The organism is Pseudomonas sp. WS 5079 (assembly GCF_012985465.1).
Classification (GTDB): domain Bacteria; phylum Pseudomonadota; class Gammaproteobacteria; order Pseudomonadales; family Pseudomonadaceae; genus Aquipseudomonas.
This window is the reverse complement of the sequence record NZ_JAAQWN010000001.1, coordinates 55,435-70,589: the sequence shown is the minus strand read 5'-3', so window position 1 is coordinate 70,589 and position 15,155 is coordinate 55,435. Positions and strand designations below refer to the sequence as shown.

General features: G+C 64.2%; 12 protein-coding genes. 10 read left to right on the top strand and 2 right to left on the bottom strand.

Annotated features, from left to right (window positions below):
- Positions 1 to 124 precede the first annotated feature (124 nt).
- The 9 genes from HBO05_RS00355 (at position 125) to HBO05_RS00315 (ending at position 12,397) form a co-directional block, all read left to right on the top strand.
- The gene (locus HBO05_RS00355; RefSeq protein ID WP_262381355.1) at positions 125 to 2,254 is read left to right on the top strand and encodes a TonB-dependent receptor; all 2,130 of its coding nucleotides are present in this window, start codon (positions 125 to 127) and stop codon (positions 2,252 to 2,254) included.
- 16 nt (positions 2,255 to 2,270) lie between these two features.
- The gene (locus HBO05_RS00350) at positions 2,271 to 3,983 is read left to right on the top strand and encodes an ABC transporter substrate-binding protein (RefSeq protein ID WP_172311149.1); all 1,713 of its coding nucleotides are present in this window, start codon (positions 2,271 to 2,273) and stop codon (positions 3,981 to 3,983) included.
- A complete protein-coding gene (locus HBO05_RS00345) occupies positions 3,980 to 4,903 on the top strand; it encodes an ABC transporter permease (protein ID WP_170060411.1) in 924 nt (307 codons plus the stop codon). Before HBO05_RS00350 ends, HBO05_RS00345 begins: the two co-directional genes overlap by 4 nt.
- 178 nt (positions 4,904 to 5,081) lie before the next feature.
- Positions 5,082 to 6,323 (top strand): acyl-CoA dehydrogenase family protein, encoded by a 1,242-nt coding sequence (locus HBO05_RS00340; RefSeq protein WP_172311147.1) that lies wholly within the window; start codon positions 5,082 to 5,084, stop codon positions 6,321 to 6,323.
- A 14-nt stretch (positions 6,324 to 6,337) separates the two neighbouring features.
- Positions 6,338 to 7,666: an LLM class flavin-dependent oxidoreductase gene (locus HBO05_RS00335; RefSeq protein WP_169955860.1), complete on the top strand. Its 1,329-nt coding sequence runs from the start codon at positions 6,338 to 6,340 to the stop codon at positions 7,664 to 7,666.
- Positions 7,663 to 8,514, top strand: a complete 852-nt coding sequence (locus HBO05_RS00330; protein ID WP_170041523.1) for an ABC transporter permease — start codon at positions 7,663 to 7,665, stop codon at positions 8,512 to 8,514. The genes HBO05_RS00335 and HBO05_RS00330 overlap by 4 nt, the downstream gene beginning before the upstream one ends.
- Entirely contained in the window at positions 8,511 to 10,151 is a 1,641-nt protein-coding gene (locus tag HBO05_RS00325; protein WP_172311145.1) for an ABC transporter ATP-binding protein, read from the top strand. Before HBO05_RS00330 ends, HBO05_RS00325 begins: the two co-directional genes overlap by 4 nt.
- A gap of 8 nt (positions 10,152 to 10,159) precedes the next feature.
- Positions 10,160 to 11,332 (top strand): acyl-CoA dehydrogenase family protein, encoded by a 1,173-nt coding sequence (locus HBO05_RS00320; protein ID WP_172311143.1) that lies wholly within the window; start codon positions 10,160 to 10,162, stop codon positions 11,330 to 11,332.
- Positions 11,333 to 11,386: 54 nt separating this feature from the next.
- A complete protein-coding gene (locus tag HBO05_RS00315; protein WP_170041526.1) occupies positions 11,387 to 12,397 on the top strand; it encodes an aldo/keto reductase in 1,011 nt (336 codons plus the stop codon).
- Positions 12,398 to 12,430: 33 nt separating this feature from the next.
- Here the strand turns inward: HBO05_RS00315 and HBO05_RS00310 are convergent, their stop codons facing one another.
- Positions 12,431 to 12,907, bottom strand: coding sequence for an Lrp/AsnC family transcriptional regulator (locus HBO05_RS00310; RefSeq protein WP_169955850.1), 477 nt, complete (start codon positions 12,905 to 12,907; stop codon positions 12,431 to 12,433).
- Between the two features lie 133 nt (positions 12,908 to 13,040).
- Here HBO05_RS00310 and rarD point away from each other — a divergent pair, with 133 nt between their 5' ends.
- The gene (rarD, locus tag HBO05_RS00305) at positions 13,041 to 13,922 is read left to right on the top strand and encodes an EamA family transporter RarD (protein WP_169955848.1); all 882 of its coding nucleotides are present in this window, start codon (positions 13,041 to 13,043) and stop codon (positions 13,920 to 13,922) included.
- Positions 13,923 to 14,041: 119 nt separating this feature from the next.
- On the opposite strand, the gene hppD is transcribed toward rarD, so the two are convergent.
- Positions 14,042 to 15,118: a 4-hydroxyphenylpyruvate dioxygenase gene (hppD, locus tag HBO05_RS00300; RefSeq protein ID WP_057440066.1), complete on the bottom strand. Its 1,077-nt coding sequence runs from the start codon at positions 15,116 to 15,118 to the stop codon at positions 14,042 to 14,044.
- Positions 15,119 to 15,155: the final 37 nt, after the last annotated feature.

Genomic DNA, 15,155 nt, shown 5'->3' with positions numbered 1-15,155 from the left:
AAACCAAATACCCCGCAAAAACCCGCTTTGGCGCTTGGCATGCTTTCTGCTCTATCCCTGCCAGAGATTGACTATACGAATAGAAACTCGCCTCCACTCGTAGCCAATCACAGGGAATGCACAATTGAAGTTGATCTCAAGGCCTCTGCCGCCACTCGCCTCCAGTTCGTTTAAAACCGTCAGCGCCCTAACCTTGATCCTCGCCGCCCAATGGGCCCACGCCGAAGATTCGCGCCTGCAGACCGTAACGGTGCAGGCCAGCAAGGTCACCGCCAGCGAAGAAGCCCAGCTCAAGCTCGACGAGGTGGCCGGCGGCGTCAGCCTGGTCAAGGCCGCTGACGTCGAACGCGGCCGCTCGGCAACACTGGAAGACACCCTCGCCTATCAGCCCGGCGTGTATGCGCAGTCGGCGGGTGGCAACGATGCAATCAAGATTTCCATCCGTGGCTCCGGGGCCAATACCTCGCCGGGGTATTTTCGCGAAGGCACCAAGTTCCTGTTCGACGGCCTGGCCCTGACCGGCTCCGGCGGCACGCCGTATGAGCTGCTGGAAACCCAGGGCCTGGACTACACCGAAGTGCTGCGCGGGGCCAATGCCTTCCAGTACGGCGCGCTGTCGTTGGGTGGCGCGATCAATATGGTGACCAACTCCGGCCTGACTGCGCCGGGCAATCACGTGCGCTTGGAGGCCGGCAGTTTTGGCTGGCGCAAGCAACAACTGAGCACCGGCGGCGTGGTGGACAACGGCGACTACTACGTCAGCCTGAGCAACTCCGAACGCGACGGTTACCAGGACTGGACCTTCACCAAGGCCAAGGGCGTGGTCACCAACTTCGGCTACCGCTTCAACCCCAAGCTGGAAACCCGCCTGTTCGTACGCTACCGCGAGGAGTATCACGAAAGCTCCGGCACCCTGACCAAGGCCCAGCTCAAGCACGACTCGTCGCAAACCAACCCGGTGGCCCTGGCCAGCCGCGATGATTCGACCAAGCGTGGTTCGACCTGGGTCGGCAGCAAGACCACCTATACCTTCGACGATGACGCCACCCTGGATTTTGGCCTGGTCTATCACAACTATCCCCAGGTGCTGTACCGCAAGAGCACGGTCAACCCCAACTACTGGGACTGGCGCGACCTGAACCTGTCGCTGACCTATAACCGCAGCGACCAGATCCAGGGGCACACCAGCAACACCTCCCTGAGCCTGACCAGCACCCAGCACCTGCAGGCCGGGGTCAAGACCTACAACGGCAACCCGGCCTCCAGCACCTACGGCGCCTTGCAGAAACAGGCACGCTACACCGGCTCGTTCGACCGCGTGTTTGCCGCCGGCAATGACCTGCAACTGACCGACCGCCTGTGGCTGTCCACCGGCCTGTCGTTGAGCCAGATCAAGCGCGATATCGAGGTGCGCTACTCGGACCGCGCCAATACCTCGCCCTACCCGGACCACTACGACTACGACAGCTGGAACGTCGCGCCGCGCCTGGGCCTGCGCTACGAGATCACGCCGGACTTCCAGGTGTTCGGCAACGTCAGCCGCTCCATCGACCCGCCCAGCAGTTGGTCGTCGTCGGGCTCCGGGGTGGCCAGCAACTACGCCAAGACCCTCACCGAGCAGAAGGCCAATACCGTTGAGTTCGGCGTGCGCGGCAAAGCCGGGATTTTCGATGGCAGCCTGGCGGTGTACCGCTCGTGGATCAAGGATGAACTGCTCACCGTCGAAGTGATTCCGGCCACCCGTACCACGGCGGCGGTCAACTCCACGTCCAACGCCAGCCCGACCATCCACCAGGGCATCGAAGCCGGCCTGGATACCGCGCTGTGGCAAAGCGCGCGCGGCGAAACCGTCAGCCTGCGCCAGGCCTACACCCTCAACGACTTCTACTACCGCAACGACGCGCGCTTTGGCTCCAACGAGCTGCCGGGGCTGCCCAAGCACGTGTACCAGGCCGAGCTGCAATACCACCATCCGGACGGGTTCTACGCCGGGGTCAATGTGCGCTCGGTATCGAGTACCGCCGTGGACTACGCCAACACCCTGTATGCGCCCTCCTACACGATTTTCGGCGCCAAGCTGGGGTATGAGGCCCCGAGCAAGAAATGGCAGGTGTACCTGGACGTGAAAAACCTCACCGACCAGAACTACGTCACCGCCATCCAGCCGATCTATGACGCCCAGGGCAAGGACGTTGCCGCGCTGTATCCGGGGGACGGCTTTGGCGCATTCACCGGCGTGGCGTTCAACTTCTAAGGTGGGAGCCTTCACGATGCCGATCAATCACTGGAGCAGGTACGCCCTGCTCCTGGGGTTGCTGCTGGTGGGCGCCTGCTCGCCGGACGCCCCACCGCCCAGCTCGGTGCAGCGGGTGGACGGCCACCTGGACGCCCAGGGCCTGCTCAGCTACGACCCCAGCGACTACCACGAAACCCGCCAGGGCACGTCGGGCGGCACCTTGCGCGTGTCAGCCGCGCTGGATACCGGCACCTTCGATGTGCATTCCAGCTACCACGGCAACGTGCAATGGCTGGCGCGCATCGTCTACGACTGCCTGCTGTACCAGGACGAAAACGGCAAGCTCTCGCCCTGGCTGGCCAAGTCCTGGGACGTCTCAGAGGATGGCAAGACCTACACCTTCCATTTGCGCGACGACGTGACCTTCAGCGACGGCGAAAAATTCAACGCCCAGGCGCTGCGGGCCAACCTGGAACATATGCGCGACCCGGCCACCAAATCACCGCTGGCGGCGGCGTACATCGCGCCCTACGTCGATGGCCGGATCATCGACGACTACACCTTTGAGGCGCACCTGCGCGAGCCTTACTCGCCGTTTTTGTATGTGCTGGCGCAGTCGTGGCTGAGCATGGTCTCGCCCAAACAGATCCGCGAAGCGCCCAAGAGCATCGCCGAGCACCCCATCGGATCCGGGCCGTTCGTGCTGCAAAGCTATACCCGCGAACAAGGCGCGACCTTTATCAAGCGCGCCGATTACCACTGGGCACCGCCGGTGACCCGGCACATCGGCCCGGCCTACCTGGACCGTATCGAGCTGAGCATCGTCCCCGAGGCCATGACCCGCTACAGCACCCTGCAATCCAAACGCTCGGACTTCACCCTGGATGCACCGGCGCAAAATACCGCGGCGATGCGTGCTTCGCAGAACCTGGTGGTGCGCAACCGGATCCGCATGGCCAGCCCTTACCGCAGCCTCACGTTCAATACCCTGCGCTTTCCATTCGACGATGTACGGGTGCGCAAGGCCATCGCCCAGGCCATCGACCGTGACGGCCTGGCCTGGATTGCCGGGTTCGGTGAGTTCTTGCCCAAAAGCGATTACCTGGCGGTGAACACGCCGTTCTATGACCCGTCCTACCGCGACGTATTGAAATACGACGTCGACGCCGCCAACCGCCAGCTGGACGACGCCGGCTGGACCCAACGCGATGCCGAGGGCTATCGGGTCAAGGACGGCCGGCGCCTGTCGGCGCACTTGCTGGGTTTTGAAAGCCCGCCGTTCCCCAGCAGCGTCGCGGTGGCGGTGCAGGCGGATGCCAAGAAAGTCGGCATGCAGTTCATCATCGAAATGATGCCCCTGGCCCAGCTCACCGACCGCCGCACGGCGGGCAACTACGACGCCATCGGCGGCGGCTATTGGCACACCAACACCCCCGACGGCCTGTACATCCTCTACCACAGCGACTCGCGCGCCTCGCCAAGCAAAAGCGGCAACAACCTCAGCAACCTCAGCGACCCGCGCCTGGATCAGTTGCTCAGCGACGCCCGCCGCTCCCATGACCCGGTGCAACTGCAAGCCCTGTACAGCGCCGCGCAACAACGCCTGACCGAAGTGGTGCCGGCGGTGCCGGACTTCGAGAGCCAGGTGCTGATTGCCTATCGCACGGCGGTCAAGGGCTTGATTTTCGACACCGTGCACAACACCCCATTTTTTACCAGCGTCTGGCTGGACCAGGAGGCACCATGAAACGTCTTGCCGCTCGACTACTGGCCGGTGTGGGCGTGCTGTGGGGCGCGGCCACCCTGACCTTCGTTGCCATCCATTTCAGTGCCGGCGACCCGGTGCTGGCGATTCTCGGCGGGCCGGACGCCATCCCCACCCCGCAGCAACTGGCACAGGTCCGCGAGGAATACGGCTTTGACCAACCGTTGTGGGTGCAATACGGGCGCTATGTGGGGCGGATCGCCCACGGTGATTTCGGCGAGTCGTACCGCTTGCGCATTCCCGTCACCGAGGCCATCGGCAAGCAGATTGGCGCGACGCTGCAACTGGCCCTGAGTGCCGCCCTGCTGGCTATCGGCCTGGCGCTGGCCAGCGCCGTGCTTACCGCCAAGCGCAATCCCTGGGTGCGTCGCGTGGCGTCGGCCAGCGAGCTGGTGCTGTCGTCATCGCCGTCATTCGTGCTGGGGATTTTGCTGTTGCTGGTGTTTTCGTTCCAGTGGCCGGTGTTGCCGCCAGCCGGCTCCAACGGCTGGCAAACCCTGATCCTGCCGACCCTGGCCCTGGCCCTGCCGATTGCCGGGATGCTCAGCCAGGTACTGCGCCAGGAACTGGAAGACATCCTCGAACAACCCTTTATCGCCATGGCCCGTGCCCGCGGCCTGTCGCAGACCGCCGTGCGCCTGCGCCACGCATTGCGCCATGCGCTGGTGCCGCTGGTGACCTTGTCCGGGTTCATCTTCGCCAGCCTGCTGGGGGGTGCGGTGGTCACGGAAATGCTGTTCGCCCGCCAGGGTATCGGGCGAATGATGCTTGATGCAGCCGTGGCCAAGGATGCGCCGGTGGTGCTGGGGATCACCTTGTTGGCGGCACTGGTTTATGTGGTGGTGAACCTGTTGGTGGATGTACTCAACGGGTTGATTGATCCACGGGTTAAACCGCGATGACGGCTGATTCACACAGGCTGCTTTATGTGGGAGCGGGCTTGTGTGGGAGCGGGCTTGCCCGCGATGACGGTGTATCAGTCAACTATTTATCAACTGACCCTCCGCTATCGCGGGCAAGCCCGCTCCTACAGTGGATCACCGACAGCTTCAGATACTGTATTCAAGTAAGGAATCGAACATGAGCGACACCCCACTGCACGAACGCTTCGCCCCGGTTTTCCAGCGTATTGCCCAGGGCGCGGTGCAACGCGAGCAAGAACGCACCCTGGCCTTCGACGCCGTCGATTGGCTGAAAACCGCAGGTTTCGGTGCCCTGCGCGTGCCCCGCAGCCAGGGCGGCCTGGGCGCCAGCCTGCCGGAGTTGTTCGCCCTGCTGATCGAGTTGGGCAGCGCCGACTCGAACCTGCCACAAATCGTGCGCGCGCATTTTGGCTTCGTCGAGGGCCGGCTGGTGAGCCAGGACCCCGAGTCCCAGGCGTACTGGTTCCCCAAGGTGGTCGCCGGGCAATTGTGGGGCGCAGCCATGGCCGAGCGCAGTGACACCACCACCAACTCGGTGACGCTCAAACCCACCGCCGAAGGCTGGCAACTGGACGGCCAGAAGTACTACTGCACCGGCACCTTGTATGCCGACTGGATCGCCGTGGCCGCCGCCGACGGGCCCGACTTTATCAGCGTGGTGGTGCCCACCGATGCGCCCGGCGTGACCCGCGTGGATGACTGGGACGGTTTTGGCCAGCGCCTGAGCGGTAGCGGCACCACGCGCTTTGAGCAGGTGGCGGTGCCCGAGCATCAGGTACTGCGGCGCTTCAAGCCCGGCGAGCTGCGCGCCGAGTCGTATATCTCGGCGTTTTACCAGCTGTTCCACCTCGCGACCCTGGCCGGGATCGCCCGCGCCGCGTTGCGCGACGCCGTCGATTTTGTCCAGGGCCGCACCCGCGCGTTTGGCATCCCCGGGCAATCCAGCCCGCGCCTGGACCCGCTGGTGCAGCGGGTGATCGGCAAGCTGTCGAGCCTGTCCTATGCCGCCGACAGCCTGGTACAGGCCACCGCGCAGGTGCTGCAAAGCACCCATGAGGGGGTGCTCGACGGCTCCATCAGCGAGGCGCAATACGTCGATGCGGATGTGCGCACCTACCAGGCACAGCAAGTGATCCTGCCGCTGGTGCTGGAGGCCACCAGCCTGCTGTTCGAAGTGGGCGGCGCCTCGGCCACCAGCCAGGTGCGCCGCCTAGACCGGCATTGGCGCAATGCCCGCACCCTGGCCTCGCACAACCCGGCGATCTACCGCGAGCGGGCCCTGGGCGACTTCTACCTCAACGATGTCAGCCCCGCTGCCGCCTGGCGCGCCGCCCAGGAACAGGCCGTGGCCGACCACCCCGAGCATGCCAGCGCCCGCGATGAAGCCAGCGCCGTCTAACCCCAGGAACCTGCATGAAAAAGCACATGAGCATTGGCATGAACATCCTCGGTTTCGGCGCCCACGCGGCGGCCTGGCGCGTCGGCGAAGTGCCGGCCGATGCCTACCTGGATGTGGAGTACTACCGCACTATCGCGCGCATCTCGGAACGTGGCTGCCTGGATGCGATCTTCCTCGCCGACGGCCCGGCCCTGGCGGGCGATGTGGCCACGCAACCGGTAGGCCGCCTGGAACCGACCCTCCTGCTGACCGCCGTGGCCCTGGCCACGCAGCACATCGGGGTGATCGCCACCGCCTCCAGCACCTACAACGACCCCTACAACCTGGCGCGGCGCTTCGCCTCCCTGGACCATATCAGCGGCGGCCGCGCAGCCTGGAACGTGGTGACCAACGCCACTGACGCCGCCGCGCAGAATTTCGGCCTGGCCAACCAGTTGCAACACGGGGAGCGCTACGCCCGCGCCGAAGAATTCATCGACATCGCGTGCAAGCTCTGGGACAGCTGGGAAGACGACGCGATCATCGGCGATGCCGGCAACGGCCGCTACGCACATCCCGACAAGATCCACAGCCAGGACTTTGTCGGCCGGCATTTTTCCATCAAGGGCCCGCTGAACCTGCCCCGCTCGCCCCAGGGCCGGCCGGTGCTGGTGCAGGCGGGCTCATCGGAGGGTGGCAAGGCCCTGGGTTCGCGGTATGCCGATGCGATTTTCACCACCCAGACCAGCCTGGAAGATGGCCAGTACTTCTACCGCGATATGAAGCAGCGCGCGCGCCAATGGGGGCGCAACCCCGAGCACCTGAAAATCATGCCGGGCCTGTCCACGGTGATCGGCAGCAGCGAGGCCGAAGCCCATGCGCGCTTTGATCAACTCAATGCCTACCACGGCGAACATGGCCTGATTCAGCAAGTGGCCGCGCGGATCGGCATCCCCGCCGAGGAACTGCAGTTGGATGCGCCGCTGCCGTGGGCGCGGATCGGTGAAGTGGGCACCTATGAGAAAGGCTCCCAGGGGTTTCTCGAAGCCCAACTCAACCTGGCCCGCCGCGAAGGCCTGACGGTGCGCGAACTGTCGCGGCGCATCCTGGTCGGCCATCGCCTGCTGGTGGGCACCCCGGAACAGGTGGCCGACACCCTCGAACACTGGTTCCTCGCGGGCGCCGCCGATGGCTTCAACATCATGCCGGACATGTTTCCCTCGGGGGTCGAGGTATTTGTCGATGAAGTGGTGCCGCTGCTGCGCAAGCGCGGGGTATTTCGCCATGAGTACAGTGGCAGCACGCTGCGTGAGCACTTGGGGTTGCCGTACCCACAGAGTCAGTATGCGAGGAGCCGGGCATGAGCACCTATACCCTGCCCTGGCGCTTGCCCTTGGCGCTGCCGAGCACCTTTCGCCCCGGCCTGTCACTGGCCTGGCTGTTTGTGATCGGCTTGTTGATCGCGGCGCTCGTGCCGCATTGGCTGACCGGCGTCGACCCCCTGGCCGCCGCCGCCCGCAACGCCTACCTGCCACCCAGCGCCAGCCACTGGCTGGGCACCGATGAAAACGGGCGCGATGTACTCGCCCGCTTGATCCACGGGGTGCGCCCTTCACTGTTGATGGGCCTGGTGTCCACGGCCATCGGCCTGGGCGCCGGGATCATCCTCGGCTTGGCGGCCGGCCTCGGCCCGCGCCTGGTAGATGGTGCGATCATGCGCCTGATCGACGTTTTGCTGGCCTTTCCCGACCTGCTGTTGGCCCTGGTGATCATCACGTTCTGGGGCCAGGGCCTGTGGATCACCCTGATTGCAGTGGGCGTGGCAAGCATCCCGCGCTTTGCGCGAATGGTGCGCGCGCAGACCCTGGTGGTGCGCGATGCACCCTACGTCGAAGCCGCTACCACCCTCGGCCGGCATCGCGCAGCCGTGGTGTTGCGGCATGTGCTACCCAATGCGATCAAGCCGATCCTGATCCTCGCCACCATTGGCATCGGCCACAACATCATCACCGGCGCGGCGCTGAGCTTCCTCGGCTTTGGCGCCTCGCCGCCCGCGCCGGAATGGGGTTCGATGCTCGCCATGGGCCGCAACTACCTGGCCAATGCCTGGTGGCTGGTGGCCTGGCCGAGTGTGGCGATCATCCTGACGGTGGTGTCGATCACCGCCCTTGGCCGGGACTGGCTGGCGCGCAGCGAGGGTAAATCCCGATGAGTACGTTAGTGGAGGTACAAGACCTGCGGGTACAGTTTGGCCACACGCCGATTATCAAGGGCATATCGTTCAGCCTGGCCGCCGGTGAATGCCTGGCGCTGGTGGGCGAGTCCGGCTCGGGCAAGACTGTCACCTCGCGCACCCTCAGCGGCCTGAGCGGCGCCGGCTCGCGCGTACAGGCCGCGCGCCTGGCGTTTGCCGGCACCGACCTGCGCCAGTTGGACGACCGCGCCTGGCAAACCTTGCGCGGTGCGCAGATCGGCTTTGTGATGCAGGACGCCCTCGGCTCCCTCGACCCGCTGCGCCCGGTAGGCAAGGAAATTGCCGAACCGCTGCGCCTGCACACGCCACTGGGTCGCGATGAGCGCCAGGCACGGGTCATCGAACTGCTGCGCGCGGTCGGCGTGCCGCAGCCCGAGTTGCGCGCCTTGCAGTACCCCCATCAACTGTCGGGCGGCCTGCGCCAACGGGCGCTGATCGCTTCGGCGATTGCCGCCGGCCCGCGCCTGCTGATTGCCGATGAACCGACCACGGCGCTGGACGCCACGGTGCAGGCCCAGGTCCTGGCGCTGTTGGAGTCCCTGCGTTCCCAGGCCATGGCGATGCTGGTGGTCAGCCACGACCTGGCGGTGGTGTCGCGCCTGGCGGACCGGGTGGCGGTGATGCATCACGGGGTGATTGTCGAGCAAGGCCCGGTGGAGGCGATCCTGCATGACCCGCAGCATCCCTACACCCAGTCGCTACTGCGGGCCGGGCGTGCGGTGCATTTCCAGCGCCCGGCCCTGGCGGCGCCGAAAGTGGCCAGCGCCGAGCGCTTCGACCTGCCGTTGATCGAGGCGCGCAACCTGCAAAAAACCTTTATCGGCCCCGACGGCCAGCCCCATGTTGCAGTGCACAACGCCAGCTTCAGCCTGCGCGCCGGGGAAACCCTGGGAATTGTCGGCGAGTCCGGCAGCGGCAAGACCACCCTCACCCGCATGCTGTTGGGCCTGGAGCGCCCGGACGCCGGCGATGTGTGGCTCAACGGCCGGCCCTGGAGCGCCCTGAACGATCAACAACGGCGCCAACTGCGCCAACGCATCCAGGTGGTGTTCCAGGACCCGCAAAGCTCGTTCGACCCGCGCTACACCGTGGCCCGCGTGCTTAACGAGGCGTTGCAGGTGGCCGGCCTGCCCCGCCGCGAATGGCCGGCGCGCACCCTGGAGCTCCTGCAACTGGTGCGCCTGGACGCCAGCGTGCTCGAGCGCCGCCCCCTGGAGCTTTCCGGCGGCCAGCGCCAACGCATCGCCATTGCCCGGGCGCTGGCGCCCAACCCCCAGGTGCTGGTGTGCGACGAGCCGGTGTCGGCCCTGGATGTGTCGGTGCAGGCGCAGATCCTCGCGTTGCTGGCCGACCTCAAGTCACGCCTGAAACTGGCCTGCCTGTTCATCTCCCACGACCTGGGGGTGATCAACCAGGTCAGCGAACGGGTGCTGGTGATGAAGGACGGCGAGGTGGTGGAAAGCGGCCCTGTGCGCGATGTGTTTGACCACCCGCAGCATGCCTACACCCGCGCCCTGCTCGATGCCATCCCGCAGATCGACCGGCCCGCCCCGGTGCCCGAGCACCACTTCATTACCTACGCCATTGCCATATAAGGATTGTCATGAGCTTTTTGTCCGTGCCAGAGCTGTTGCAGCGTGCCGCTGTGTTATTGCCGCAGATCGCCGAGGGCGCCGCCGAACGCGAGCGCACCCGGCAACTGCCCCATGAGCAGATCCGCCAACTGGCCGCAGCGCGCCTGCTGACCCTGCGTATTCCCCAGCGCTACGGCGGCAGCGAGTCCAGCGTGCGCGAGGTGGTGCAGTTCGTCATCGACCTGGCGGCGGTGGACTCCAATATCGCCCAGTCCCTGCGCCCCAGCTTTGCCTTTATCGAAAGCCTGCTGGTGCAGCAGTCCGAAGCCGAGCGCCAGCTGTGGTTTGCCCACTACTTGCAGGGCGAGGTGTTCGGCAACGCCGGCTGGGAAATCGGTGGCGCCAACGGCCAGGTCAGCGCGCGGATTGTGCCCCAGGGCGAGCACTTTCGCGCCAATGGCAGCAAGTACTACAGCACGGGCGCGTTGTATGCCGACTGGGTCAGTGCGGTGGCACTGGATGAAAACGACGAGCCAGTGTCGTTCGTGGTGCCCCGCGACCGCGAAGGCCTGGAGCTGGTGGATGATTTCGACGCCATGGGCCAGCGCCTGACCGCCAGCGGCACCACGCGCCTGAACAACGTGCTGGTGCGCCGCGAGGAAATCCGCACGCGGGTGGTGGAGGAAGGCCAGCGTTCGATCATCACGCCGTTCCTGCAACTGTTCCTCGGCGCGGTGCAGGCCGGCATCACGCGCAATGCCTTGAACGATGCGGTGGCCTTTGCAAGGGACCATGCGCGGCCGATCAAGCACAGCAGCGCCAGCCGCTCGGTGGACGACCCCTATGTGGAGTTTTCCGTGGGTGAGATCTCGGCCCGTGCGTTTGCCGCCGAAGCGGTGGTGTTGCGCGCCGCCGACACCCTCGACGCGGCCTGGGCCGAGGAGTTGAGCCATGAGGCCGTGACCCGCGCAGCCATCGATGTGGCCCAGGCCCAATACATCGCCGCCGAGTCGGCACTCAAGGCTGGCGAGCTGCTGTTCGACGTCGGCGGCGCCTCCACCACCGGGCGCAGCCATAACCTCGACCGGCACTGGCGCAATGCGCGCACCGTGGCCAACCACAATCCCCGGCACTGGAAAGCCGCGGTGGTCGGCGCCTATCGGCTCAAGGGCACCGAGCCACCGACGTCGGGCTTGTTCTAGAGCCTTGCTCTCTGGTATTGCATAGCAACTGTCTGCGCTTTTGAGGAGTTCACCATGATTTACCGCACACTGGGCCAGTCCGGGCTCAAGGTCAGCGCACTGACCCTGGGCACCATGATGTTTGGCGAACAGACCAACACCGAAGACTCGCTGCGTATCATCGACAAGGCCTGGGACCAGGGCATCAACTTCATCGATACCGCCGACGTCTACACCGGCGGGCGCTCCGAGGAAATCGTCGGTGAAGCCATCAGCCGCCATCGCGCCGACTGGGTCGTCGCCTCCAAAGTCGGCTTTGGCCCGCCGGACGGCCTGCCCAACCGCAGCGGCCTGAACCGCAAGCGCATTTTCAACGCGCTGGAAGCCAGCCTCACCCGGCTCGACACCGATTACCTGGACATCTACTACCTGCACCGCGAAGACCACGACACCCCACTGGAAGTCACCATTTCGGCGATCGGCGACCTGATCCGCCAGGGCAAGATCCGTTACTGGGGGCTGTCCAACTATCGCGGCTGGCGCATCGCCGAAGTGGTGCGCGTGGCCGAGCGCCTGGGGGTCGACCGGCCGATCATCAGCCAGCCGCTGTACAACATCGTCAACCGCCAGGCCGAGGTGGAGCAGATCACCGCGGCGGCGGCCTACGGCCTAGGCGTGGTGCCCTACAGCCCACTGGCCCGTGGCGTGCTCAGTGGCAAGTACGCACCGGATATCAGCCCCGAAGCCGGCAGCCGCGCCGCACGCCAGGACAAACGCATCCTGGAAACCGAATGGCGCGTGGAGTCACTGCGCATTGCCCAACAGATCCAGCAATACACCCAGGGCCGTGGTGTGGGGATTGTCGAGTTTGCGATTGCATGGGTCTTGAACAACCAGGCGGTCAGCTCGGCGATTGTCGGGCCGCGCACCGAGGCGCAGTGGGATGCCTATACCGGGGCGCTCGATGTGAAGATCAGTGCGGAGGATGAGGCGTTTATTGACTCACTGGTGACGCCGGGGCATGCGTCGACACCGGGGTTCAATGATGTGGGGCACTTTGTCTCGGGGCGCATTCACCGCCCCTGACCCCCTGTGGGAGCTGGCTTGCCTGCTCCCACATCAACCCAGCGGCACATCCAGGCTGACCTTGACCCGGTCCATCACCACGATGCTGCGAAACCATTTGATATTGCGGTTCTCGTAGAACAGCGTGCGGGCCAGGGTTTCGTAGGCCTTCATGGTTTCCACCACGATCACCAGCATGAAGTCGGCATCGCCGGTGACGTAATAGCACTGCTGCACCTCGGGGATCGACATCTGCACCTTGAGCACATCGAGGTCTTCGATATGGGTGCGCTCGGCGTGCACCTCCACCAGGATCGTGATCGGCTTGCCCACTGCATCCTGATTGATCACCGCCGTATTCGCGATGATCGCCCCACTCTGCTCCATGCGTTTGATGCGCCGCTGTACCGCTGCGGTCGACAGGTTGACCTGCTCGCCAATCACCCGCAGTGCGGTGGTGTTGTCGCGTTGCAGGTGCTTGAGAATCGCGCGGTCGAAATCATCCAGGGGCGGCTGGGGGCTGACGGGCATGCTGGCGAACCTTGGGCGTGAGAAAATTTCCCATAAGATGCCGCAAAACAGAGCAAACGTCTCACCTCAAAAGCAATATATTCCCACCTGAAATTCCCCCCTCTTTTGTTTGAATCGGTTTGGCGAGGACTGCGTGTCTAAAGGCGTTGTTTTATCGGTAGCGGCCTCGGTGTTGTTTGCCGTGATGTATTACTTCACATCACTGCTCACGCCATTGAGTGGCCTGGAGATTTTCGGTTGGCGCATGTTGCTGACCGTGCCGTGCATGACCGTGTTCATGGTGGTCAGCGGTGAGTGGCGCCAAGTGTGGGAATTGCTGCGATTGCTCGCGGGCAAGCCACGACTGATCGGTGGGATTGTGCTGTCGTCGGTGCTACTGGGCGTGCAACTGTGGCTGTTTATGTGGGCGCCGCTTAACGGCCGCAGCCTGGATGTGTCCCTGGGCTACTTCCTGCTGCCGCTGACCATGGTCCTGACCGGGCGCCTGGTGTATGGCGAAAAGCTCTCGCGGCTGCAACTGATCGCGGTGGTGTTCGCGGCGATTGGCGTGCTCAACGAGCTGTACCAGGTGGGTGGCTTCTCTTGGGCCACGCTGCTGGTGATCATCGGTTACCCCATCTACTTCGTGCTGCGCAAACGCCTGGCGACCGACCACCTGGGCGGCCTGTGGCTGGACATGGCGCTGATGCTGCCGGTGGCGCTGTGGTTTGTCCAAAGTGGCGAACAGGGCTTCGCCGTGCTGGATGCACACAAAGGGCTATATGGGTTGATCCCGATGCTCGGGCTGATCAGTGCTTCGGCGTTGGTGTGCTACATCATCGCCAGCCGCTTGTTGGCGTTCAGCCTGTTTGGCCTGCTCAGCTACGTGGAGCCGGTGCTGTTGCTGGGGGTGGCGTTGCTGCTGGGGGAAAGCATCGGGCCGGGTGAATGGCTGACCTACATCCCGATCTGGCTGGCGGTGATGGTGCTGGTGTTCGAGGGGTTCAAGCACCTGATGCGCCAGCGTAGAGCCTGACCCAATAACTGCAGGAGCGAGCTTGCTCGCGAAGGACTCAAAGACACCGCGCCACCTCAGGCAGTACGCGTTATCGTTGACGTCCATCGCGAGCAAGCTCGCTCCTACAAAAAGCCATGTCAGTCGGTGGTCAACACACCACGACGGACCTGGTCACGCTCGATGGATTCGAACAGGGCCTTGAAGTTGCCTTCGCCGAAACCGTCATCACCCTTGCGCTGGATGAATTCGAAGAACACCGGGCCCATCAGGGTTTCCGAGAAGATCTGCAGCAGCAGGCGCTTGTCGCCGGCCACGGACGAGCCGTCCAGCAAGATACCCCGCGACTGCAACTGCTCCACCGGTTCGCCGTGGTTTGGCAGGCGGCCTTCGAGCATTTCGTAGTAGGTGTCTGGCGGCGCAGTCATAAAGCGCATGCCGATCTTCTTCAACGCGTCCCAGGTCTTGATCAGGTCGTCGGTGAGGAACGCCACGTGCTGGATGCCTTCGCCGTTGAACTGCATCAGGAACTCTTCGATCTGGCCTGCGCCCTTGGACGACTCCTCGTTCAACGGGATGCGGATCATGCCATCCGGGGCGCTCATGGCCTTGGAGGTCAGGCCGGTGTATTCGCCCTTGATGTCGAAGTAGCGCGCTTCACGGAAGTTGAACAGCTTCTCGTAGAAGTTGGCCCAGTAGACCATGCGCCCGCGATAGACGTTGTGGGTCAGGTGGTCGATGACCTTGAGGCCGGCGCCCACCGGGTTGCGGTCCACGCCTTCGATAAACACGAAGTCGATATCGTAGATCGAGTTGCCTTCACCGAAACGGTCGATCAGGTACAGCGGCGAGCCGCCGATGCCCTTGATGGCCGGCAGGTTCAGTTCCATCGGGCCGGTTTCGATATGGATCGGCTGGGCACCGAGTTCCAGGGCGCGGGTGTAGGCCTGTTGCGAATCCTTGACGCGAAACGCCATGCCGCACACCGACGGACCATGCTCGGCGGCAAAGTACGAAGCGATGCTGTGGGGTTCGTTGTTGAGGATCAGGTTGATCGCGCCCTGGCGGTACAGGTGCACGTTTTTCGAGCGGTGGGTTGCCACCTTGGTGAAGCCCATGATCTCGAAGATCGGCTCCAGGGTGCCCGGGGTCGGCGATGCGAATTCGATAAATTCAAAGCCCATCAGGCCCATTGGGTTTTCGTATAGATCTGCCATGATTTGGCGCCTCATCATCTTTTTTAGAATTAAGTAA